This is a genomic window from Streptomyces sp. NPDC001339 (assembly GCF_042895955.1).
In the GTDB taxonomy this organism is placed as follows: Bacteria; Actinomycetota; Actinomycetes; order Streptomycetales; family Streptomycetaceae; genus Streptomyces.
Window position 1 is genome coordinate 752,954 of record NZ_JBIAWT010000001.1, and the last position, 21,847, is coordinate 774,800.

Sequence of the window (21,847 nt, forward strand, 5' to 3'; positions counted from 1 at the left end):
GCGCCTTCGCGTGCCTCAGTACCAGACGGCGGGCCGTCTCAGCCGACGTTCGGCAGGCTGTCGCTGCCGCCCTGGCCTCCGTTGTTGCCGCCGGTTCCGCCGGTGCCGCCACCGGTCGTTCCGGTGTTGGTGCCGCCGGTGTCCGTCCCCCCGTTGGTACCGCCGGTCGGCGGGATGGGCGGGGCGCTGCTCGACGTGGGGTCGCCGGTCGGGCGGTTGCTCGGGGACGGGGGCGGGCTGCTGCTCGGCGTCCGGCTCGGGGACGGGGACGTGCTCGGCTTGCCGCTCGGCGTCGGGGGCACCGACGGGGTGCTCTTCGGCGTCGACGGGGGCGCGGGCGGGGGTGCCACTCCGGCGCCGAGGTTGGTTTCGAGGTCGAACTCGGCGCTGGCGTCCGAGCCCAGCGCGGCCCGGGTGTAGTCGGACCAGACGAGGGCCGGGAAGTGACCGCCGTCGGTACGCTTCTCACCGGCCACGCCGTAGAGCTTGACCTGCTTGCCCGGCGGGGTGGGGTCCTCGCCGAAGATGCCGACCGCGGTGACGAGCTTGGGCGTGTAGCCCACGAACCACGCGGACTTGTTGTCGTCGGAGGTGCCGGTCTTGCCCGCGATGTCGGTGGCGGCGTCGGCCACCCGCCGGCCGGTGCCGCCGGGCTCGTTGACCACACCGGTCAGTACGGAGGTCAGCGTGTCGGCGGTCTTGCGGGACATCACCTCCTCGCCGATCGGGTCCTTGAGCTGGGCCTTCTCCTCGACGTTGTCCTGGGTGGTGCGCTTGGCCTCGACGACCAGGCTCGGGGAGACCGCCTTGCCGTGGTTGGCGAAGGCCGCATAGACCCCGGCCATCTGCTGGGTGCTGGCGCCCATCGAGCCGAGGGCGATGGAGGGCCTGGCCACGATGCCCTTCTCGTTCATGCCGAGCCGGCCCGCGAACTTCTTGACGTTGCCCACCCCGGCGTCCACGCCCATCTGCGCGAAGACGGTGTTGACGGACTTCTCGGTCGCCTTCTGGACGGTGATCGGACCGTAGTCGACATGGTCCTCGTTGTCCGGGGCATACGCGGTGTCGCTGCCCCGGACAGGGCGGTTGCTGTCACCGTTGTAGATGGTGTTGGGCGTGATCTGCTGCCCCTCCTGGGTCACCGCGTTGCCCTCCATCGCGGTGGCGAGGATCAGCGGCTTGAAGGTGGAGGCGGGCTGGTAGTCGGCGCGCTGGGCGTTGTTCACGTAGTGCTGGGTGTAGCCGGCACCGCCGTACATGGCCACGATGTGGCCGGTCTTCGGGTCGACCGAGGTCGCGCCGATCTGGGCGTCCTTGTCGACCTTGCGCTTGTCGGGGTCGAGCTCGTCGGTGAACCGCTCCTTGACCGACTTCTCCAGCGCCTGCTGCTTCTTCCGGTCGATGCCGAGGGTGATGTCCCAGCCGCCCCTGGCGAGCAGCTTGCCGTCGACGCCCTTGCTGATGAGCTCCTGCTTGGCCGCCGCGATGAGGTAGCCGGTCTGGCCCTTCAGCCCGGGGTCGGGCTTGGGCTTGATCGGTATCTGGAACTTCTGGGTCTTGCGCTCCTCGGGCGTCAGCCAGCCCATCTCGACCATGTTGTCGAGCGCGTACGCCCAGCGCTCCTGGACGCGCTTCTTGCCTGCGTCACTGGCGATGGCCCAGTCGTACTGGTTCGGCGCCTGGAGCAGGGCGGCGAGGTAGGCGCCCTGGGAGGGGGTCAGCTTGTCGACGTCGACGCCGTAGTACGCGTGCGCCGCGGCCTGGATGCCGTAGGCGTTGCGGCCGTAGAAGCTGGTGTTGAGGTAGCCGGCGAGGATGTCGTCCTTGTCGTACTTGTTGTCGAGCTTGAGCGAGATCACGATCTCCTGGAGCTTGCGGCTGACCGTCTGCTCCTGGGTGAGGTAGTAGTTCTTCACGTACTGCTGCGTGATCGTCGAACCGCCCTGCTTGCCCTTGCCCATGAGGGTGTTGAGGATGCCGCGGCCGGTGCCCTTCACGTCGACGCCGGAGTCGGTGTAGAAGGTCTTGTTCTCGGCGGCGACGAAGGCCCGCTGGACCTTCAGGGGGATTTTGTCCAGGGCGACGGTCTCACGGTTGACCTCGCCCCTGCGGGCCATGATCGTGCCGTCCGAGTACCGGTAGATGTTGCTCTGGAGGGTGGCGTCTTCGTTGCCGACCTTGGGCACGTCGACGGCCAGGTACAGGCCGACGAAGCCGAGGATGCCCAGGAGGCACGCCCCGAGGAAGGCTCCCAGGAGCTTCTTCCAGGTGAAGAAGCGACGTATGCCGGACTTCTTCCCAGGACGTATACCGGACTTCTTCCCGGTCTGTTTCGCGGTCGGTTTGGCCCGGCGGGCGCTCCCCTGCCGCGCCCGTCTTGCTTCCGCTCGGCCCATCGCTCCAGCAACTCCAGTCGTTCCGCCCCCAGCTAACTCAACTGTTGAAGCTAACACCGCACCTGTCGGCAATTACTCATCGATCGCGGCTTTTGCCGACGTGACAAACAGCACCCGGGCCAGGCGGAACCAGGGGGTGGGTGTTGTTCGTCGCCACCTCCTCACCTGCGCACTTGCCGCGAATCGGGCCCGCACCCAGGCCCGTACGAGGACTGGACGGGCGACCGGCCGGGGGTTAAAGTGCTATCACTTTGCTAGACCAGCGAAAGCATGGAATGCGGTGGACATCACGTACCGCACCGGGAGAAACGGGGATCCGATGACCGACCAGACACCAGCCGAGCGCACCACCGGGCCCACCGGCGACGCCACCACGGACCACACGGACCGCAGCGCGAAGCACCCGGCGGACCTCGCCGTGGACGCTCCCGACATGCCGGAACCCCAGGTCCGCGAGACCCCGGCGCACAGCATCCCGGGCGGCCTCGCCCTGCTGCTGACCGTGCTCGGCGTGGCGGTGGGTATCGGCATGTTCATCGTCGCCGCCGTACTCGGCGACCGCGGCCACAACGCGGTCGCGGTGCCGATGGTCATCGTCGGCATCCTGCTACTGCTCGGCTCGCTCTTCTGCATGACCGGCGTGAAGATGGTCGCGCCCGGTGAAGCCCGGGTCATCCAGCTCTTCGGGCGGTACGTGGGCACCATCCGCACCGACGGTCTGCGCTGGGTCAACCCGCTGACCTCGGCCCGGAAGATCTCCACCCGGGTGCGCAACCACGAGACCGCGGTCCTCAAGGTCAACGACGCCTACGGCAACCCGATCGAGCTGGCCGCGATCGTGGTCTGGAAGGTCCGGGACACCGCCCAGGCGCTCTTCGAGGTCGACGACTTCCTGGAGTTCGTCGCCACCCAGACCGAGGCGGCCGTCCGGCACATCGCCATCGAGTACCCCTATGACGCACACGACGAGAACGGCCTGTCGCTGCGCGGCAACGCCGAGGAGATCACCGAGAAGCTCGCCGTGGAGCTGACCGCCCGGGTCCAGGCCGCCGGCGTCCAGATCATCGAGACCCGCTTCAGCCACCTCGCCTACGCCCCCGAGATCGCCTCTGCCATGCTGCAGCGCCAGCAGGCCGGTGCGGTGGTCGCGGCCCGCCAGCAGATCGTCGAGGGCGCGGTCGGCATGGTCGAGCAGGCGCTGGACCGGATCAGCGAGCAGGGCATCGTCGAGCTGGACGAGGAGCGCAAGGCCGCCATGGTCAGCAACCTGATGGTGGTGCTGTGCGGCGACCGGGCCGCCCAGCCGGTCCTCAACACGGGCTCCCTCTACCAGTGAGCGCGGACCCCTCCGAGGGGGCCGACGCCTCGAGCGGACGGCCCCCCGCGCGACGGCCGCAGCAGCGCAAGCAGGTGCTGCTGCGGCTGGACCCGTTGATCCACGACGCCCTGGCCCGCTGGGCCGACGACGAGCTCCGCAGCGCCAACGCCCAGATCGAGTTCCTGCTCCGCAAGGCGCTGTCCGACGCGGGGCGACTGCCCCGGGGCGCGGGGGCGATACCCCGGCGGGGCCGCCCGCCCAAGACGGCGCGGCCGGAGGAACCAGGCGGCGGGGCAGGCGGCGGGTAGCCAGGGCGGCCCCGCGCCGGCTACGTCACGGGCGGCGCACCGTCCGCCGTCGGGTCGGTCGCGGCGACGTCGAAGCACTGGGACGACGCCTCACCCTCCGGCCAGTCCGGAACGTCACTCCCCGCCGCCTGCACGGCATCGATGCACTCCCCCAGACCGCGCAGCATCTCCGCCAGCTCCTCCTCGGTCAGCTCATCCACCCACGCGGTACGGGCCTTGAGATCCGCCCGCATGAGATCGAGCTGCCGGTACAGGTCCCTGTACCTGATGTGCCGGTTCCACACCCCCTCGACCCGGTAGCGCAGCCGCGACCACGCGCCCAGGCTGCGTACCTCGGCCGTCATCGGCCCTCCCGCTTCGGGTGGGGATGGCGGCGGATCTCGATGTTGGAGTCGATTGCCGTCGACTTGTCGCCGATGGCGTGTGCGTCCGCGCGCTGCCGGGCCAGGGCGGCGCACACGTCACACCCGGCAACCGGCTCGGCCTCCAGCACCGGAAGCGGGTCCTTCAGATGAACGGCGCGACAGATACGGGGCATCAGCCCACCACCTCCACACCGTGGATCCAAAGCGGCCCGGCATCGACCCCGTACGCCGCGAGCCACAGCTCCCGCCGCCGTCCCCGCTGCAAGCGTCGTTCCTGCCGCTCCTCGGACGTGAGGAAGTACGGGCGGATCAGAACCGTGTCCTCACCCCGCAGCAGACCCGGCTCACGTGCAGGCACGCGGGGAAGCGTGAGCGTCGACGCGTCTGCGTACCCCACGGCGGGCAGTGCGGCGGCGGACCTGTGACGGCCCCGCGCGGGCAGCAGCAGCCGCAACAGCGATTCGAAGATCCTGGCGATATGGTTCGGCACGACGTTGGTCCTTAGCAGCGTTGGCCCCGGCTCGCTCGCCGGGTCTGATCACTTCATGCTGCTGCCGCGCCTACAGAACGAGTTTCACGGCTTGTGAAACTTCACGCGATGCCGAGCCACGAGGCAAAGCCCGACAGGGATTGTTTGCTGTACCGCTCCAGCTGAATCAACGTCTTCACGGTTTCCCGCACTTGGGGGTGGTTGCGGGTCTGCTCAGGTGCCACTCTGCGGGCCGCCTGCAGCGCGGCAAACGCCTTCTCGCGATTCCCGTAGTCGAGCCACCCCTTCGCGGCGTCCATATACCAACGGCCCGCGCGTACGGGTGCCACGTTCACGGGCAGGCGGGTGCGTCGGGTGCACAGGACGACTTCGGGCCCGTCATACATCTCCACGGCCACCCCGAGCCGGTGCATCGCGACGTTGGTCGGACCGAACTCCAAGCCGTAGTGGTTCGTGTCCTGTCCAAGGCGCCGCGCGGCGTCCGCTGCGGCGTCGAGGTGTGCGCGCGCAGTAGGCGCGTTCCCAGCACGCGCAGCGAACATGGCAGAGCGCAGGTGTACGGAGCCATGCACGCTGAGCGTCGGTTCGTCCATGCGCCCGATGCCGTCTCCCAGGTCGTGCCGTACCCGGTCGAGGAGCTGCGTGCCGCGATCGTACGCGGCGGCTTGGAGGAACAGGGTCGCACGCTGCCACTGCGTACGACCGATGCGTAGCGGATCACTCGACTCCCGCGCCGCCCATTGCACCCGGTCCATCGCCAGAGAGCGCAGGTCAAAAAGCCCTACGGCGTAAGCGATGGCGGTCACGCCGCTGTACGCCTCCGCGAGCAGCCCGAATAGCCTCTCGCGCTCGGTCCCGGCTGCGGAGTGGCAGGCGGTCGACAGCTCGTCCAGGAGCGGCGGCAGCATCCGGCCGAGCTTCGCGTACCGGGCCTTGCGCCCTAGCGCAGAGGCCCGTGCGACGTCGGCGGCCAGCTCGTCGAAGGGACGGACGGGGAGCTCCTCGTCGGGCAGATCCCACGACAGCATGGATGTCTGGATGTCTGGGATGACCGCGTGCACCTGGCCCCGCTGCGGGTCCTCGTAGGGCTGTCCCGTGAGGTGCTCCAAGCGGATACCGAGCGCGCGAGCGACACCGGCGGTGAGTGACGGCGTTGCGGGCTTGTGGCCCCGCTCCACCTGAGCGATGAGCGACTTTGAGCACGGGATGCGCTGGGCAAGTTGAAGCTGAGTCAAGCCTCGCGTCTTGCGTGCTTCCGCGATGCGCTGCCCGATGCGCTCACTGGCACTGTCACTGGCGTAGGGCATCTGGAACCCCTTCAGATCTCGACACTCTGAAGGTACCGCGCAGCGGGCCGGGGAAATGATTGACTGCCCCCCGTCGCCCGACGGGGGCAGCAGTCGTCATGTCGGCGGTCGAAACAGGAATCCGTACCGTCTGAGCGGAGGATCATGCATTGATTGAGGCGGAGTTGAAAGCGCGTGTACACAATCCCGAGTACGTCATGGGACAGCTTGAGCAAAAGACAGAGGGACGAGCCGAGGTCTACCAAGACACCTACTACGACTACCCGTCGGAAAGCCTCGTCGCACAGGACAAGGAGTTGAGGGTCCGCACGATCCACGGGCCGGACTCGACACGATCCGTACTCACGTACAAGGGCACTCGAGTTGATTCGGAATCCGGCTCCAAACCAGAGCACGAGACGCGGGTGGACAGCCCGGAAGCCGTTCACGCCATGCTGCGGGGACTCGGATACGTTCCGGCAATCGCCTTCCAGAAGCGGTGCCGAAACTACGAGTTCAGGTCTCATGGGCGCAGGCTGCTCGCCACGTTGGTCCAAGTTCCGGAGATCGAAGGAACCTTCCTGGAAGTCGAGACCATGGTTCCGGAAGCGAAGGATCTCACTGCGGCGCTTGACGCTATCCGGTCCGTCATGGGTGAACTCGGGGTCCGTGAGCGCGACTTCACGACAGAGCTCTACACGGACGCTGTAGCGGCCCGCCGCACCCCTGATGCGGGAGCAACCCCGCCCGGCTGAATCCGCGGTGGCCCCACCGAGGTCCCTCGCCTCATCAAGCACAGATGATCAAGCACGGCGATCAAGCACTGACCGCTGGGCCCACCAGTCAGAACGAGGGCAAGGAACGAACGAGAGCAAGGAACGGGGGTGGGGGCTACCCACTCCGTCTATACATCGCGGGTATACACCTCATGTAGAGTGCTCGGCATGCCCACAGGTACCGCAGGGCGATGCCCCCTGCCCGCACTCCCGGAGGCCCGCCGATGACCCCGGCCGGTTCCCTGCTCGAAGCCCGCGCACTGCACAAGGCGTACGGATCCACACCCGCCCTGGACGGTGCGGACTTCTCGATCCACGCAGGTGAGGTCGTCGCCGTCATGGGCCCGTCCGGCTCCGGCAAGTCGACCCTGCTGCACTGCCTGGCCGGCATCGTCAGCCCCGACTCCGGCACCGTCCACTACGGCCCGCACACCCTCACCGACCTGAGCGACGCCCAGCGGAGCGCCCTGCGGCGTACCGACTTCGGCTTCGTCTTCCAGTTCGGCCAGCTCGTCCCGGAGCTGAGCTGCCTGGAGAACGTCGCGCTGCCGCTGCGGCTGAACGGCACCCGGCGCAAGGCCGCCGAGGCGCAGGCCCTCGAGTGGCTGGAGCGCCTGGAGGTCGACGGCGTACGCGGCCAGCGCCCCGGCGAGGTCTCCGGCGGACAGGGCCAGCGCGTCGCCGTCGCCCGCGCCCTCGCGGGCAGCCCCCGCGTCGTCTTCGCCGACGAACCCACCGGCGCCCTCGACTCCCTCAACGGCGAACGCGTGATGACCCTCCTGACCGACGCCGCCCGCGAGTCCCAGGCAGCCGTCGTCCTGGTCACGCACGAAACCCGCGTCGCCGCCTACTCCGACCGCGAGATCACCGTCCGCGACGGCAAGGCGCGAGAGGGGCTGGCCGCGGTATGACCAGCCGTACGACCGTCAACGACAACCGGGCCACCCCGTCTCCGTCGCCGTCCTCGTCCCCCGCCAAGGCCCCCACAGGTCTCCTCGCCTGGTTCCGCGACCTGGCGATGGGCGTGCGCTTCGCCGTGAGCGGCGGGCGTGAGGGCTGGGTACGTACGGCCCTGACCGCGCTCGGCGTCGGGCTCGGGGTGGCGCTGCTGCTGGGCGCCGCCTCCATACCGTCGCTCCAGGACCATCGCAACGAGCGCGGCAACGCCCGCATGATCACGTCCTCGGGGGACCCGGAGGGGCGGCTCAAGCCCTCCGCCACGACCCTCGTCACCCGGCACGCGGGCACCGACTTCCGCGGCACCGGCATCAGCGGGATGCTGCTGCGCCCGGACGGCAGCCGGCCGTCGCTGCCGCCCGGCGTGGACAAGATCCCCGGCCCGGGCGAGATGGTGGTCTCCCCCGCCCTGAAGGAGCTGCTCCAGGCCCCGGACTCGGGGCTGCTGCGCGAGCGGCTGCCCTACCGGATCGTGGGCACCATCGGCGACGCGGGCCTGATCGGGCCGGGCGAGCAGCTGTACTACGCGGGCAGCGACCGCATCACGCAGGACGACGACGGCCAGCGCATCACCGGCTTCGGCGGGGAGCCGGAGTCCTCGCGGATGGATCCCCTCCTGCTGGTGGTGGTCATCGTGGGCTGTGTCGTCCTGCTGATGCCGGTGGCCCTCTTCATCGCCACCGCCGTGCGCTTCGGCGGCGAGCGCCGCGACCGGCGGCTGGCCGCGCTGCGCCTGATCGGCGCCGACGCCCGCACCACGCGCCGGATCGCCGCCGGGGAGGCGCTGCTCGGCTCGGTGCTGGGGCTGGCCGCGGGCGCCGTCCTGTTCCTGATCGGGCGGCAGTTCGCTGAGCTCGTCGAGATCCGGGGCTCCAGCATCTTCCCCACCGATCTGACCCCGGTCCCGGCGCTGGCGGCGCTGATCTCGCTGGCCGTCCCGGCCGCGGCCGTCGCCGTGACGCTGCTCGCCCTGCGCGGGGTGACCATCGAGCCGCTGGGCGTCGTCCGCGATGCCGCCACCCGGCGCCGCCGGCTGTGGTGGCGGCTGCCGGTCCCCGCCATCGGCGTGGTGCTGCTGGTGGCGTACGGCACCGTCGACAAGGACAGCCGGGACATCAACGCGTACCAGATCTCCAGCGGAGCGGCACTGGTGCTGCTGGGCGTCGTCATGCTGCTGCCGTGGCTGGTCGAGGCGGTCGTGGGGCGCCTGAAGGGCGGGCCGGTGCCCTGGCAACTGGCGGTCCGCAGACTCCAGTTGAGCAGTGGCAGCGCGGCCCGCGCGGTCAGCGGCATCACCGTCGCCGTGGCCGGGGCCATCGCGCTCCAGATGTTCTTCTCGTCCACGTCGGCCGACTACGTCAAGCCGACCGGGCAGGACCCCACCCGGGCGCAGCTGATGGTGATGCTGCCCACCCGGGACGGCGGCACCGCACAGCGGATGATCGACGAGTTCCGCGCCACCCAGGGCGTGCGCGGCGTGATCGCCACCGTCCGCTCGGGCGTCACCCGCCCCGGCCCGCCGGACAAGGGCGAGGAGTACCCGCCGGGCGCCATGCTCTCGGTCGGCAGCTGCGCCACCCTGCGCGAGCTGACGAAGGCGGACTCCTGCAAGGACGGCGACGTCTTCCTCGTCAAGGGCACCGACCCCGCCGACGACGGCCCCGGCTCCAAGGCGTTCCTCCGGCCCGGGGCACGCGTGGAGCTCGGCTTCCGCCAGGAGGACAGCACCTCCGGGGAGCGGCCGCGGCAGTGGACCGTCCCCACGGCGCTCCGTACGGCCGAGGCCCGGCCCGACCCGCGCGGCGGGACCCTGAGCGGCCTGTTCGCCACCCCGTCCGCGGTCGACGTCAAGCAGCTGCAGTACCCGACGGCCGAGGCGATGGTGCAGGTCGACCGGGGCGTCCCGGATGCCATCGAGTACGCCCGCAACACGGCCGCCCGGATCGACCCGGGAGCCAACGTCTTCACGATCAACGACGTGTCGACCGACAAGCGGTTCGCGAGCGTGAGCCGGGGCCTGCTGATCGCGTCGATCCTGACCATGGTGCTGATCGCGGCCAGTCTGCTCGTCACGACTCTGGAGCAGCTGCGCGAGCGCCGTCGGCTGCTGTCGGTCCTGGTGGCCTACGGCACCCGCCGGTCCACGCTGGGCTGGTCGATCCTGTGGCAGACCGCGCTTCCCGTCGGGCTGGGGCTCGCCCTGGCCGTCGTCGGGGGCACGGGCCTGGCGTACGTCCTGCTGCGCATGGTGAACCGTCCCGGTATGGACTGGTCGGTGGTGTGGCCGCTGGTCGGGGCCGGTGCCGGGCTGGTGCTGGCGGTCACGCTGCTGAGTCTGCCGCCGCTGTGGCGGATGATGCGCCCGGACGGGCTGCGTACGGAGTGACGTGCGCGCGCACTGCATCACCGCCGGTGACGTGTGCGCACTGCATCACCGCCGGTGACGTACGCGCGATGCGTGCCCCCAGCACAGCTATGCATCGCGCGTATACACCGGCGTTAGAGTCCCGAGTAAGGTGGTCGGCATGTCAATCGGTCATACGCTCCTGGGCCTCCTGGAGTCCGGCCCCCGCCATGGCTACGACCTCAAGCGGGCCTTCGACGAGCACTTCGGCCACGACCGCCCGCTGCACTACGGGCAGGTCTACTCGACGATGTCGCGGCTGCTGAAGCACGGCCTGGTCGAGGTCGACGGCGTGGAGGCCGGCGCCGGGCCGGAGCGCAAGCGGTACGCGATCACGGACGCCGGCATCACCGACGTCGAGCAGTGGCTGGCCCGCCCGGAGAAGCCCGAGCCGTACCTCCAGTCGACGCTCTACACCAAGGTGGTGCTGGCGCTGATGACCGACCGCAACGCCGCCGAGCTGCTGGACAGCCAGCGCACCGAGCACCTGCGGCTGATGCGCGGGCTGACCGAGCGCAAGCGCTCCGGCGACCTCGCCGACCAGCTGATCTGCGACCACGCCCTGTTTCACCTGGAAGCCGATCTGCGCTGGCTGGAGCTGACCGCGGCCCGGCTCGACAAACTGGCGGAGACGGTCCGCCCATGACGCCGGAAGGATCCCTGCTCGCCGCGGAGGGGCTGTACAAGGCGTACGGCCCCACGCCCGCGCTGGACGGGGTGGAGTTCTCCATCCACCCGGGCGAGGTGGTCGCCGTCATGGGCCCGTCCGGCTCCGGCAAGTCGACCCTGCTGCACTGCCTGGCCGGCATCATCAGCCCCGACTCCGGCACCGTCCACTACGGCCCGCACACCCTCACCGACCTGAGCGACGCCCAGCGGAGCGCGCTGCGCCGGACCGACTTCGGCTTCGTCTTCCAGTTCGGCCAGCTCGTCCCGGAGCTGACCGCGCTGGAGAACGTCGCGCTGCCGCTGCGGCTGAACGGCACCCGGCGCAAGGCCGCCGAGGCGCAGGCCCTCGAGTGGCTGGAGCGCCTGGAGGTCGACGGCGTACGCGGCCAACGGCCCGGTGAGCTCTCCGGCGGACAGGGCCAGCGGATCGCGGTCGCCCGCGCGCTGGTCACCCGGCCGCGGGTGGTCTTCGCCGACGAGCCGACCGGCGCCCTGGACTCCCTCAACGGCGAACGCGTACTGACCCTGCTCACCGACGCCGCCCGGGACACCAGCGCCGCGGTCGTACTGGTCACCCACGAGGCCCGGGTGGCCGCCTACTCCGACCGCGAGATCGTCGTCCGCGACGGCAAGGTGAAGGACATGATGGCGGGCCTGAGGTGACGGACATGACGGCGGGCTTGCGGTGAAGGACATGACGGCGGGCTTGATATGAACCCGCCCCGCTGGGCCCGCGACCTGGCGATGGGGATGCGGTTCGCGGCCGGCGGCGGCCGCGAGGGCTGGATCCGTACGGCACTGACCGCCGCCGGCGTCGCCCTGGGCGTGGCCGTCCTGCTCATCGGCGCGTCCGTACCGACCCTGATGGCCGCGCGGCACGGCCGGGAGCAGGCCCGCGAGAACCTTGGCCAGATGCACGAGCCCCGGCCCGGCGACACCACCCTGCGCTACGCCTCGGCCGACACGGCCTTCCACGGCACCCCGATCCGCGGCCGGGTGGTGCGCCCCGACGGCGCGCACCCGCCCCTGCCACCGGGCGTGCCCCAGCTCCCCGGCCCGGGCCGGATGCTGGTCTCACCGGCCCTCAAGGAGCTCCTCGACTCCCCCGAAGGCGACCTGCTCCGCGACCGCCTCGACTACACCGTCGCCGGCACCCTCGGCGACGCCGGCCTGCTCGGCCCGCGGGAGCTCACCTACTTCGCCCAGAAGGCCACCCTGAGCAACGGCTACCACATCAACCGCTTCGGCCACAGCGACTGGGAGCCGAACCGGCTGGGGACGCCGACCGTGCTCCTGGTGACCATGACCTGTGTGGCGCTGATGATGCCGGTGATGGTCTTCATCGGGACGTCCGTACGCTTCGGCAACGAGCGCCGCGAGCGCCGGCTGGCCGCGCTGCGCCTGGTCGGCGCCGATGTCCGGACCACCCGCCGGATCGCCTCCGGCGAGGCGCTGTTCGGCTCGCTGCTGGGCCTCGTCGGCGGCGGCGCGCTGTTCCTCGGCATCCGGCAGCTCGCCCCGCTGATCACTCTCTGGGACATCAATGTCTTCTCCGCCGACGTGACGCCGGGGCCGCTCGCCGCCGCGCTGATCGGGCTGCTGGTCCCGGCCGCTGCGGTGCTGGTGACGCTGTTCGCGCAGCGCCGCGTCACCGTCGAGCCGCTGGGCGTCGTCCGCGCCCGCCCGGCCGTCCGCCGCCGGCTGTGGTGGCGGCTCGTGCTGCCCGCCACGGGCACCCTGCTGCTGGTCCCGCTCGCCTGGGAGCAGCCGTGGAGCGACAACCCGCTGAACACCTTCCGGCTCGCGGCCGGCTCGATGCTGCTGCTGTTCGGCGTCACCGCGCTGCTGCCCTGGCTGGTGGACGTGGTGGTCGGCCGGCTGCGCGGCGGCCCGGTCCCCTGGCAACTGGCCGTCCGCAGGCTCCAGTTGAGCAGCAGCTCGGCCACCCGCGCGGTCGGCGGTATCACCGTCGCGGTGGCCGGCGCCATCGCCATCCACATGCTGATGACCGGGATACAGGCCGGCTACGCCCACGCGTACGCGGAGTCCGGCAAGCTGCCGCGGCTCTCGCTGGCGAGCGGTGCCAGGAGCTGGCCGCAGGTCCAGCAGACGCTCGACGCACTGCGCACCACCCGCGGGGTGACCGCCGTCCACGGCACCATCGAGGCCGGGGCCGGACGGATGCCCGCCCCCGGCGTGGACCCGGCCGACCCCCCGTACACCTCACTCGCCGTCGGCAGCTGCGCCGAACTGCGCCGCCTCGCCGACCTGCCCTCCTGCCGCGACGGCGATGTCTTCCTCAACGCCAACGCCCCGGGCCGGGACCCCGCTCTGGCGCCCGGCTTCACCCTCGACCTCAACACCCCGGCGTACGACGGGAAGCCGGCGGCGGCGCCGCACCCCTGGACGATCCCCGGGAGCGCCCGTGACGCCCGCCTGCGCCACCCCGGCACCGGCCCCGGCCTCGACGGATACGACCTGCTCCTCACCCCGTCCGCGGTCGACATCGCCCGGCTCGACGACCCCACCGCGCAGTTCACGGTCGACTTCGACCGGCACACCCCCGACGCGGTCGAGTACATCCGCAACACCGCCGCCCGCCTCACCCCGTGGACGCAGGAGTTCTCCGTCGTCGACAACCCGCACGACGCCCAGCTGGGCAGCGTCCGCAACGCCCTGTTCATCGGCGCCGTGATCACCCTGCTGCTGATCGGCGCGGGCCTGATCATCACCACCGTCGAGCAGCTCTACGAACGCCGCCGCCTGCTCTCCGTCCTCGACGCCTACGGCACCCGCCGCGCCACCCTGGGCTGGTCGGTGCTCTGGCAGACCGCCGTCCCGGTCACCCTCGGCCTGGCCCTGGCACTGACCTGCGGCCTGGCACTCGGCTCCCTGCTGCTCTCCATGATCGAGAGCGCGGTGATCGTCGACTGGCCGGTGGTGGCGGCGATGACCGCCATCGGCGGCGGGGTGATCCTCTTCGTCACGGCCCTGAGCCTCCCGCCCCTGTGGCGGATGATGCGGCCGGAGGGGCTTCGTACGGAGTGATACCCGAACGGGTGAACGCGGTCATACGAGACGTGCGCGGGCGTCCGTGCCTACGATGATGACCTCGACACCAGCCCACGGGAGGCATGCAATGTCCGCAGCAGCCGTCGAGCATCCTTGCGCGCCCGGCCACGAGCCGCTGACGCTCCTCGAACAGGCCGACCGGCTCATGGAGCAGCTTCCGGGCTACCGCGTCGAGATCCTCGGAGGCGACCTCACCGTGACCCCCCCCTCGGACATTGCCCACGCGTGGGGGTTGTCCAGCCTCCGGGACATCTTTGTCGCGGCGGGATTGAACCGCGGCGAGACGCGAGTACTCGAAGGTCTCGGCCTGTGGCTGCCGGACGGCCCGGCGAACTTCGCCGTTCCCGACCTGTCCGTGGTGGACAGCAACGCCAGGGAGCACATCCTTGAGCACGAGTGCTGCGACCCGGCGGTGTTCCGGATGGTCCTGGAGGTCACGTCTGGGAACTACGCCAACGACCTGCGCATCAAAGTAGCCGCCTACGGCGCGGCGAAGGTACCCGTGTACGTGATCGTCGACCGCAAGCACGAACGCCTCCACGTCCTCACCGAGCCCATGGAGGACGGCTACGACGTGCACCGCATCCATGTGCCCGGGGAGAAGGCCGCCCTCCCCGAGTCGATCGGCGCCGAAGTCACCCTCGATGTCACGCAGATCTTGGACGACTCCCGACGCCTCTCCCCGCGCCGCTGACCCTCACCCCTTGACCATCCGCACCGGCAACCCCTTGAGCGCCCCCCGCAGCGCCCGCGCGAACTCCTCGAACTCCGCCTGCCGCGCGGCGCCCGTGCGCATGGCGAGGGCGATTCTCCGCGAGGGGGCCGGATCCGCGAAGTAGCCGGTGGTGAGCTGATCGTTACGGCTGGTCTCGACACGTAGCGCGGTACGCGGAAGCAGAGTCACCCCCAGCCCGCCCGCCACCAACTGCACCAGGGTGGACAGGCCCGCCGCGCTGGTCGTCATGGGGGCGTTCTCGTCCCTGCCCGCCTCCCGGCAGACGTCCAGGGCCTGGTCGCGCAGGCAGTGCCCCTCATCGAGCAGGAGCAGGTCCAGTTCCCGCAGCGCCTCGCGGGGGATGTCGCCGCGGCCGCCGAGCCAGTGGTCCTTGGGGGCGACCAGCACGAAGTCCTCGTCGAAGAGGGGGAGTTCGGTGACCTGGGGGACGCCGAGGGGGACGGCCAGGAGGAGCAGGTCGAGCCGGCCGTGCGCCAGGCCGTCCAGGAGGGAGGTGGTCTGCTCCTCGTGCACCTGGAGGTCGAGGGCGGGGTACGCGTCGTGGACCAGGCGCAGGACGGCCGGCAGGAGGTAGGGCGCGACAGTCGGGATGACGCCGAGGCGCAGGACGCCCGTGAACGGGGCGCGGGCCGCCTCCGCCTCCTCCATCAGATCGCCGACGGCCTCCAGGACCGTACGGGCGCGGGCCGCCACCCGCTCCCCCGCCGGGGAGAGCAGCACCTTGCGGGTCGTACGCTCCAGGAGCTGCACCCCGAGCGTCTCCTCCAGCGCGGAGACCGCGCCGGACAGTGCGGGCTGGCTCATACCGATCTCGGCCGCCGCCTCGCGGAAGTGCAGATGCTCGGCCACCGCGGCGAACGCGCGCAGCTGGGCGAGGCTGGGCTGGCGGGGTCGTCCGCCACTGGCTGGTGAGGCCACTGATAACCACCTCCGATCAACATCAACCAGTCTAGCTATTTCCCTGATCAATGCCTCCTGTGGCACGGTGGAGCTCGTCCAAGCCTCAGAGAAAGTCCGAAAGTCCCCACAAGGGGCTTTCTGCGCAACAAGGAGAGCGTGTGCTCACTGTCGGTGACAAGTTCCCCGAGTTCGACCTGACTGCCTGTGTCTCCCTGGAGAAGGGCAAGGAGTTCGAGCAGATCGACCACAAGACCTACGAGGGCAAGTGGAAGGTCGTCTTCGCCTGGCCCAAGGACTTCACCTTCGTGTGCCCGACCGAGATCGCGGCCTTCGGCAAGCTGAACGACGAGTTCGCCGACCGTGACGCCCAGATCCTCGGCTTCTCCGGTGACTCCGAGTTCGTGCACCACGCCTGGCGCAAGGACCACCCGGACCTGACCGACCTGCCCTTCCCGATGCTGGCCGACTCGAAGCACGAGCTCATGCGCGCGCTCGGCGTCGAGGGCGAGGACGGCTTCGCGCAGCGCGCGGTCTTCGTCGTCGACCCGAACAACGAGATCCAGTTCACCATGGTGACCGCCGGCTCCGTCGGCCGTAACCCCAAGGAGGTCCTCCGGGTCCTCGACGCCCTCCAGACGGACGAGCTGTGCCCGTGCAACTGGAGCAAGGGTGAGGACACCCTCGACCCGGTCGCCCTGCTGGCTGGTGAGTGACACCCATGGCTCTCGATGACCTGAAGTCCGCCGTTCCGGACTACGCCAAGGACCTGAAGCTGAACCTCGGTTCGGTGATCGGCAACAGCGAGCTGCCGCAGCAGCAGCTGTGGGGCACGGTGCTCGCCTGCGCGATCGCCTCGCGCTCGCCGAAGGTGCTGCGTGAGCTGGAGCCCGAGGCGAAGGCGAACCTCTCCCCCGAGGCCTACGCCGCCGCCAAGTCGGCCGCCGCCATCATGGCGATGAACAACGTCTTCTACCGGACCCGGCACCTGCTGTCGGACCCGGAGTACGGCAACCTGCGCGCCGGTCTGCGGATGAACGTCATCGGCAACCCGGGCGTGGACAAGGTCGACTTCGAGCTGTGGTCGCTGGCCGTCTCGGCCGTCAACGGCTGCGGTATGTGCCTGGACTCGCACGAGCAGGTGCTGCGCAAGGCGGGCGTGGAGCGCGAGACGATCCTCGAGGCCGTCAAGATCGCCTCCGTCCTGCAGGCCGTCGGCGCCACCCTGGACGCCGAGGCCGTCCTCTCGGAGTAAGCCCGGACAACGCCCATGAGCCCCCGCGCGGGCTCATCTCACGGGCTCAAACGGAACCCCGCGGACCACTGTGTCCGCGGGGTTCTGTGCGTATCAGCGCGTATCAGCGCGTATCCGGTCGCTGTATCCGGCCGCCCTAGTCCCGCGGTTCCCCGGTCGTACGGGCCGACGGCGGAAGGGTCGGGGCCACGCCGAGGGCGGTGGCGCCGCGGGGGGCGACGGACATCCGCAGGGCCTGTTCCCTGGAGTAGGCGCGCAGGTAGCCGACGACGGTGTTGGTGACCGCCACGAGGGGGACCGCGACGACCGCGCCGCCGATCCCGGCGATCAGGCCGCCCGCGGCGACCGAGAGGATCACCGCCAGCGGGTGCACCCGGACCGCCCGGCCCAGGATGAACGGCTGCAGGACATGGCCCTCGATCTGCTGGACGGCCAGGACGACCACCAGCACCATCAGCGCCGGGAACACCCCCTGGGTGACCAGCGCGACGACACACGCCAGCGCCCCCGAGACCACCGCGCCGACCAGCGGGATGAAGGCGAAGAGGAAGATGAAGACGGCGAGCGGCACCGCCAGCGGCACATTGAGGAAGTAGAGCCCGATGCCGATGAAGATGGCGTCGATCAGCGCCACGATGACCGTGCCGCGTACGTAGGCGGTCAGGGTCCGCCAGGCCCGGGGGCCGGCCCCCGCCACACCCTCCCGGGCCGCGCCCGGTACGAGCTTGAGCAGCCACTCCCAGATCCGCCGGCCGTCGTAGAGCAGGAAGAGCGTGGTGAACATCGCCAGCAGGATGCCGGTGAAGACCTCCAGGACGACGGTGACGCCCTCCAGCCCGGCCGAGGTGATCGCCTCGGTGTTGGCGCCGATGGCGTCCTGCAGATTCTTGGCGATGCCGTTGATCTGACTCTCGGTCACATGGAACGGGCTCCGCAGCAGCCAGCCCTTGAGTTCGGTGATGCCCTCCTGGACCCGGCTGGAGACCGAGTCGACGTTGTCCTGGACCTGCCAGACGACGAACCAGCCGACCAGGCCCAGGATGACGAAGCCGCCGATGAAGGTCAGTGCGGTGGCCGGCCCGCGGGGCAGCCCGCGGCGGCGCAGCCAGCCCACCGTGGGCTGGAGCAGCGCGGTGATCAGCATCGCCACGGTGAAGGACAGCACGACCAGTTCGATGGCGGTGATGACCTTCGCCAGCACCCAGACCGTGGCGGCCAGCACCAGCAGCCGCCAGCCCACCTCGGCCGCGACCCGTACGCCCCACGGCACGGCGGCGACCGGATCGGGGCGGGCCATGACGGCCGGGGCGTAGTCGGGCGGTGCGGGCACGGACTCCGGCGGGCGTGCGGCGGCGGCCGGCTGCTCCGGCGCCGGCGTACGCGCGTGCGTGTGCTCCCCGTCCACCGAAGGGTGCGGCACGCCGTCCACCGTTTCCGGCAAGTGGTACGACATACGGGTGGCGGTGAGCGTGCCCACCGGGGAACCGCTCACCGCGGAGCCGCTCACGGCGACAGACGGCGCACCGGCCGCCGAGCCGTTCACCGAGCCGTCGACCGCCGACGCCTCGGCGCGTCCGGCACGCCTCAGCTCCACCGGGTCGCCGGCTGCCGCCGCAACCTCCGCGCGGCGGCGCTGTTCCTCCAGCCGCTGCGCGAGACGCGTCAGACCGGCGCCGATACCGCCGACCCACTGAGGCAATCTGGACATGGCCGTTCCTCTTCTCCTCCCACACGCCGCATTCCGACGGGACGACGTTACCTGTGCCGGATACGCGAAACCCCCGACGCCGTCGCGTTCGGGGGTTTCGGGAGCGCCGTGGCGCAGCCGACAGGCCTGGGGACAGGGCCTAGTACCAGCTGTTGGCCTGCCAGAACGACCAGGCGCCGCAGGGGCTGCCGTAGCGGTCGTTCATGTAGTTGAGGCCCCACTTGATCTGGGTTGCCGGGTTCGTCTGCCAGTCGGATCCGGCCGAGGACATCTTGGAGCCGGGCAGCGCCTGGACGAGCCCGTAGGCACCTGAGGAGGCGTTGCTGGCGCGGTAATTCCAGCTGGACTCGTTGTCCACTATGTTGCTGAAGCACTGGAACTGGTCGCCGGGGATCATCTGGCGTGCGATGGCCTGCGTCTCGGCAACGGTGTACGAGCTCTTGCCGAGCAGGTCGCCGACGTCGCGCGCGGAGGAGCGGGACGCGGCCGCCTCTTCCTTCTTGCGCTCCTCGGCTTCCTTCTTCGCCTTGGCCTCGTCCGCGGCGTCCTTCTTGCTCTGCGCGGTCTCGGCGGCAGCCTTACGGGCGGCTTCCTGCGCGGACTTGAGGGCTGCCGTGTCCGCCTGGACGGACGCGTCGTCCGCCTGCTGCGTCAGCGAAGCCGTCTGCACCTGTGCCTGAGCGCCTGCGGGGATATCGGCGATCGTCGCGTCGGCAGCCGCGGCCTCGGTGTTGCCTACCGAGGAGGGCTGTCCCGCGGCGACGCCGACGACGGCGCCGACGGTGGTGACCGCGGTGGCGGATGCCACGGCGAATCCCCGGACCGAAATCCGGCTCACACGTTTTCCTTCCAGCATCGCCCGCATAGGTGACCTCGCGGACGCAATCGTGCCCCTGGCGCTGGTCTCCCCTTGTTCCGGGCCCTGTTGAGCGGACGGGTCCGGCTGGTCACGGGAGGCACTGGCCCGGTACGTCCCCCTCGGGGTCCGCGTGGTGCTCGGGCGGCACACGGCGACTCGCTATGAAGTTCAGTTCGTTCCGCACCGCTGGGGGTGCTTGTGCTGCCGTATGCGGGGCCTGACAGGACCCAGACTCTGCCCGAACGACACACCGGGAATCAATTCCGATCCGGGTGTGAAAGCTCACACCTCGTTTACCCGGGGGGAATTTCGGATATCGGCCCACAGCACGACGCCGCCCGGCTATGCTCCTGCGCTTCGCCGGGCGGCGCCTCTTCGGCCCACAACTGGTCAGATCCTGCCGTCCTCCAGCATTTCGGTCACCAGTGCGGCGATCGGCGAGCGCTCCGAGCGGTTCAGCGTGACGTGCGCGAAGAGCGGATGTCCCTTCAGTTTCTCAACGACCGCGACTACTCCGTCGTACCGTCCGACCCGGAGATTGTCGCGCTGTGCGACATCATGCGTCAGAACAACTCGGGAGTTGGCCCCGATGCGGGACAGAACGGTCAGAAGGACGTTCCGTTCCAGCGACTGGGCCTCGTCCACGATGACGAACGCGTCGTGCAGCGACCGCCCCCGGATGTGGGTCAGCGGCAGCACCTCCAACATGCCGCGCTCCACCACCTCTTCGATGACGTCCTTGGTGGTCACCGCGGACAGCGTGTCGAAGACGGCCTGCGCCCAGGGGCTCATCTTCTCCGCCTCGCTGCCCGGCAGATAGCCCAGCTCCTGCCCGCCGACGGCGTACAGCGGGCGGAACACCATCACCTTGCGGTGCTGCCGGCGCTCCAGTACGGCCTCCAGACCCGCGCACAGCGCCAGCGCCGACTTGCCCGTACCGGCCCGTCCGCCCATCGAGACGATGCCGACGTCGGGGTCGAGCAGCAGGTCCAGCGCGATCCGCTGCTCTGCGCTGCGGCCGTGGATACCGAAGGCCTCCCGGTCGCCGCGCACCAGCCGGACCGCGCCCTCGGCGGTGACCCGGCCGAGCGCGTTGCCGCGCTCGGACTGCAGCACAAGTCCGGTATGCACCGGAAGTTCGGAGGCGCCCGGTACGTTCGCGGTCTCGGCGGCGAAGAGGTCGTCGACGTGCTCGGCCGGCACGGTCAGTTCGGCCATACCGGTCCAGCCGGAATCCGTGATGGCCAGTTCGGCCCGGTACTCCTCGGCCAGCAGGCCGACCGAGGAGGCCTTGATGCGCATCGGCAGATCCTTGGAGACGACGGTGACGTCGTACCCCTCCGCCTGGAGGTTGCGCGCGACCGCGAGGATCCGTGAGTCGTTGTCACCGAGCCGGTGCCCGTTCAGGAACGCGGCCGGCAACACCCCCGGGTCGGAATGGTTGAGTTCGACCCGGAGTGTCCCGCCGAGCTCTCCGATGGGGAGGGGCGCGTCCAGCCGCCCGAACCGCACCCGGTACTCGTCCAGGAGGCGGAGCGCCTTCCGGGCGAAGTAGCCGAGCTCCGGATGGTGCCGCTTGGCCTCCAACTCCGTGACCACCACGACCGGGAGCACGACCTCGTGCTCGTCGAAGCGGGACATGGCTCCTGGATCCGCCAGCAGCACACTGGTGTCGAGGACATACGTACGCCGGTCGTTGTCACGGCGCTGCTTGCTGTTCACCACGGGTGGACGAACCCCCTCGGATGAGGTTGGGGTGCGACGGCGTCGCGGGGCGGTGTGCTCCCAGGGGGCGCTGCCCCCGGGACCCCCGGCCATCTCCTGACCGGACCGGGCCGGGCCCCGATAGCACGGGCCGAGCACCGGCCCCTCGCGTCGCCCGTGCGGTGCGCACGGATGTCCGTGATGTGCAAAGGGCCTCCCGGGCGGACGGCCCCATGCCGTCCGCTGAGATACGGCGCCCGATGGCTTGTTCCGGACGCCGACCTGCAAGGGATATTCCCTTGAACCCCCGCGCCCATGCCACGGCATATGACGCACAGTCGATGAACGTTTGGTGACCCGTCCTCTGCCGGTCCGCTGCGCTTGGCCAGCTTCCCACGTTGTCGTCTGCGGCGCCGTACCTCCGCCTCGCCGTTGCGCCTGGCGGCGGGCCGTTACCGCTGCGCGGGGCTGTACGTCACGGGTGCGCCCCTCCGGACTGCCGTCCTGCGGTGCGCCCCCTCCCGTGGATGGGTGGAAAGAGACCGGTGGGGGTGTACGTAAGCGATCATCCGCAGGAAGCGGACCACTTGCGTACACCCCCACTCACCGTTTTTCCTCCCCCTCACGGGAGGGGCCGCTCCGCAGGA

The 21,847-nt window shown here is 70.2% G+C and carries 20 protein-coding genes; 11 read left to right on the forward strand and 9 right to left on the reverse strand.

The features are described from left to right. Positions 1–38 precede the first annotated feature (38 nt). Positions 39–2,396: a transglycosylase domain-containing protein gene (locus ACFY12_RS03205; protein WP_390713961.1), complete on the reverse strand. Its 2,358-nt coding sequence runs from the start codon at positions 2,394–2,396 to the stop codon at positions 39–41. Between the two features lie 433 nt (positions 2,397–2,829). On the opposite strand from ACFY12_RS03205, the gene ACFY12_RS03210 reads away from it, so the two are divergent. Further along, complete coding sequence (locus tag ACFY12_RS03210; protein ID WP_390714360.1) at positions 2,830–3,732, forward strand: SPFH domain-containing protein; 903 nt, start codon at positions 2,830–2,832, stop codon at positions 3,730–3,732. Next, entirely contained in the window at positions 3,729–4,022 is a 294-nt protein-coding gene (locus ACFY12_RS03215; RefSeq protein WP_390713962.1) for a hypothetical protein, read from the forward strand. The genes ACFY12_RS03210 and ACFY12_RS03215 overlap by 4 nt, the downstream gene beginning before the upstream one ends. Positions 4,023–4,042: 20 nt before the next feature. On the opposite strand, the gene ACFY12_RS03220 is transcribed toward ACFY12_RS03215, so the two are convergent. The 4 genes from ACFY12_RS03220 to ACFY12_RS03235 all read right to left on the reverse strand — a co-directional run bounded on the left by ACFY12_RS03220 (position 4,043) and on the right by ACFY12_RS03235 (position 6,184). Beyond that, positions 4,043–4,366, reverse strand: coding sequence for a hypothetical protein (locus ACFY12_RS03220; protein WP_390713963.1), 324 nt, complete (start codon positions 4,364–4,366; stop codon positions 4,043–4,045). Beyond that, positions 4,363–4,560, reverse strand: coding sequence for a hypothetical protein (locus tag ACFY12_RS03225; RefSeq protein ID WP_390713964.1), 198 nt, complete (start codon positions 4,558–4,560; stop codon positions 4,363–4,365). Before ACFY12_RS03225 ends, ACFY12_RS03220 begins: the two co-directional genes overlap by 4 nt. After that, on the reverse strand, positions 4,560–4,877 hold the full coding sequence (locus ACFY12_RS03230; RefSeq protein WP_390713965.1) for a hypothetical protein: 318 nt from the start codon (positions 4,875–4,877) through the stop codon (positions 4,560–4,562). The genes ACFY12_RS03225 and ACFY12_RS03230 overlap by 1 nt, the downstream gene beginning before the upstream one ends. Positions 4,878–4,978: 101 nt before the next feature. Further along, a complete protein-coding gene (locus ACFY12_RS03235) occupies positions 4,979–6,184 on the reverse strand; it encodes a helix-turn-helix domain-containing protein (protein ID WP_390713966.1) in 1,206 nt (401 codons plus the stop codon). A gap of 149 nt (positions 6,185–6,333) precedes the next feature. On the opposite strand from ACFY12_RS03235, the gene cyaB reads away from it, so the two are divergent. The 7 genes from cyaB to ACFY12_RS03270 all read left to right on the forward strand — a co-directional run bounded on the left by cyaB (position 6,334) and on the right by ACFY12_RS03270 (position 14,735). Continuing rightward, a complete protein-coding gene (gene cyaB, locus ACFY12_RS03240) occupies positions 6,334–6,918 on the forward strand; it encodes a class IV adenylate cyclase (RefSeq protein WP_390713967.1) in 585 nt (194 codons plus the stop codon). A 245-nt stretch (positions 6,919–7,163) separates the two neighbouring features. Continuing rightward, positions 7,164–7,850 (forward strand): ABC transporter ATP-binding protein, encoded by a 687-nt coding sequence (locus tag ACFY12_RS03245; RefSeq protein ID WP_390713968.1) that lies wholly within the window; start codon positions 7,164–7,166, stop codon positions 7,848–7,850. Further along, positions 7,847–10,282, forward strand: a complete 2,436-nt coding sequence (locus ACFY12_RS03250) for an FtsX-like permease family protein (protein ID WP_390713969.1) — start codon at positions 7,847–7,849, stop codon at positions 10,280–10,282. The genes ACFY12_RS03245 and ACFY12_RS03250 overlap by 4 nt, the downstream gene beginning before the upstream one ends. Positions 10,283–10,421: 139 nt before the next feature. Then, positions 10,422–10,946 (forward strand): PadR family transcriptional regulator, encoded by a 525-nt coding sequence (locus tag ACFY12_RS03255; RefSeq protein WP_390713970.1) that lies wholly within the window; start codon positions 10,422–10,424, stop codon positions 10,944–10,946. After that, positions 10,943–11,632 (forward strand): ABC transporter ATP-binding protein, encoded by a 690-nt coding sequence (locus tag ACFY12_RS03260; protein WP_390713971.1) that lies wholly within the window; start codon positions 10,943–10,945, stop codon positions 11,630–11,632. The genes ACFY12_RS03255 and ACFY12_RS03260 overlap by 4 nt, the downstream gene beginning before the upstream one ends. A gap of 48 nt (positions 11,633–11,680) precedes the next feature. Then, positions 11,681–14,017 carry an FtsX-like permease family protein gene (locus ACFY12_RS03265; RefSeq protein ID WP_390713972.1) on the forward strand — a complete coding sequence of 779 codons (2,337 nt, stop codon included), beginning with the start codon at positions 11,681–11,683 and terminating at the stop codon, positions 14,015–14,017. Between the two features lie 91 nt (positions 14,018–14,108). Beyond that, entirely contained in the window at positions 14,109–14,735 is a 627-nt protein-coding gene (locus tag ACFY12_RS03270) for a Uma2 family endonuclease (protein WP_390713973.1), read from the forward strand. 3 nt (positions 14,736–14,738) lie between these two features. Here ACFY12_RS03270 and ACFY12_RS03275 read toward each other — a convergent pair whose 3' ends face one another. Then, positions 14,739–15,695, reverse strand: a complete 957-nt coding sequence (locus ACFY12_RS03275) for a hydrogen peroxide-inducible genes activator (RefSeq protein ID WP_390713974.1) — start codon at positions 15,693–15,695, stop codon at positions 14,739–14,741. Between the two features lie 140 nt (positions 15,696–15,835). Between ACFY12_RS03275 and ACFY12_RS03280 the strand changes: the two genes are divergently transcribed. Both ACFY12_RS03280 and ACFY12_RS03285 read left to right on the forward strand, forming a co-directional pair. Then, on the forward strand, positions 15,836–16,390 hold the full coding sequence (locus ACFY12_RS03280; protein ID WP_390713975.1) for a peroxiredoxin: 555 nt from the start codon (positions 15,836–15,838) through the stop codon (positions 16,388–16,390). A 5-nt stretch (positions 16,391–16,395) separates the two neighbouring features. Beyond that, the gene (locus ACFY12_RS03285) at positions 16,396–16,929 is read left to right on the forward strand and encodes an alkyl hydroperoxide reductase (protein ID WP_390713976.1); all 534 of its coding nucleotides are present in this window, start codon (positions 16,396–16,398) and stop codon (positions 16,927–16,929) included. Between the two features lie 136 nt (positions 16,930–17,065). Here the strand turns inward: ACFY12_RS03285 and ACFY12_RS03290 are convergent, their stop codons facing one another. The 3 genes from ACFY12_RS03290 to ACFY12_RS03300 form a co-directional block, all read right to left on the reverse strand. Continuing rightward, positions 17,066–18,637 carry an AI-2E family transporter gene (locus tag ACFY12_RS03290; protein ID WP_390713977.1) on the reverse strand — a complete coding sequence of 524 codons (1,572 nt, stop codon included), beginning with the start codon at positions 18,635–18,637 and terminating at the stop codon, positions 17,066–17,068. Positions 18,638–18,776: 139 nt separating this feature from the next. Next, positions 18,777–19,475 carry a transglycosylase SLT domain-containing protein gene (locus tag ACFY12_RS03295; RefSeq protein ID WP_390713978.1) on the reverse strand — a complete coding sequence of 233 codons (699 nt, stop codon included), beginning with the start codon at positions 19,473–19,475 and terminating at the stop codon, positions 18,777–18,779. 411 nt (positions 19,476–19,886) lie between these two features. Further along, positions 19,887–21,221, reverse strand: a complete 1,335-nt coding sequence (locus tag ACFY12_RS03300) for a PhoH family protein (RefSeq protein ID WP_390713979.1) — start codon at positions 21,219–21,221, stop codon at positions 19,887–19,889. Between the last annotated feature and the right edge of the window lie 626 nt (positions 21,222–21,847).

Excerpts from the sequence above, each read along its gene's own strand:
- ACFY12_RS03285 (WP_390713976.1), top strand. The coding sequence starts at position 16,396 with ATGGCTCTCGATGACCTGAAGTCCGCCGTTCCGGACTACGCCAAGGAC.
- ACFY12_RS03210 (WP_390714360.1), top strand. The coding sequence starts at position 2,830 with ATGCCGGAACCCCAGGTCCGCGAGACCCCGGCGCACAGCATCCCGGGC.
- ACFY12_RS03245 (WP_390713968.1), top strand. The coding sequence starts at position 7,164 with ATGACCCCGGCCGGTTCCCTGCTCGAAGCCCGCGCACTGCACAAGGCG.
- ACFY12_RS03260 (WP_390713971.1), top strand. The coding sequence starts at position 10,943 with ATGACGCCGGAAGGATCCCTGCTCGCCGCGGAGGGGCTGTACAAGGCG.
- ACFY12_RS03265 (WP_390713972.1), top strand. The coding sequence starts at position 11,681 with ATGAACCCGCCCCGCTGGGCCCGCGACCTGGCGATGGGGATGCGGTTC.
- ACFY12_RS03235 (WP_390713966.1), bottom strand. The coding sequence starts at position 6,184 with ATGCCCTACGCCAGTGACAGTGCCAGTGAGCGCATCGGGCAGCGCATC.
- ACFY12_RS03270 (WP_390713973.1), top strand. The coding sequence starts at position 14,109 with ATGTCCGCAGCAGCCGTCGAGCATCCTTGCGCGCCCGGCCACGAGCCG.
- ACFY12_RS03205 (WP_390713961.1), bottom strand. The coding sequence starts at position 2,396 with ATGGGCCGAGCGGAAGCAAGACGGGCGCGGCAGGGGAGCGCCCGCCGG.
- ACFY12_RS03225 (WP_390713964.1), bottom strand. The coding sequence starts at position 4,560 with ATGCCCCGTATCTGTCGCGCCGTTCATCTGAAGGACCCGCTTCCGGTG.
- ACFY12_RS03255 (WP_390713970.1), top strand. The coding sequence starts at position 10,422 with ATGTCAATCGGTCATACGCTCCTGGGCCTCCTGGAGTCCGGCCCCCGC.
- ACFY12_RS03290 (WP_390713977.1), bottom strand. The coding sequence starts at position 18,637 with ATGTCCAGATTGCCTCAGTGGGTCGGCGGTATCGGCGCCGGTCTGACG.
- ACFY12_RS03220 (WP_390713963.1), bottom strand. The coding sequence starts at position 4,366 with ATGACGGCCGAGGTACGCAGCCTGGGCGCGTGGTCGCGGCTGCGCTAC.
- ACFY12_RS03250 (WP_390713969.1), top strand. The coding sequence starts at position 7,847 with ATGACCAGCCGTACGACCGTCAACGACAACCGGGCCACCCCGTCTCCG.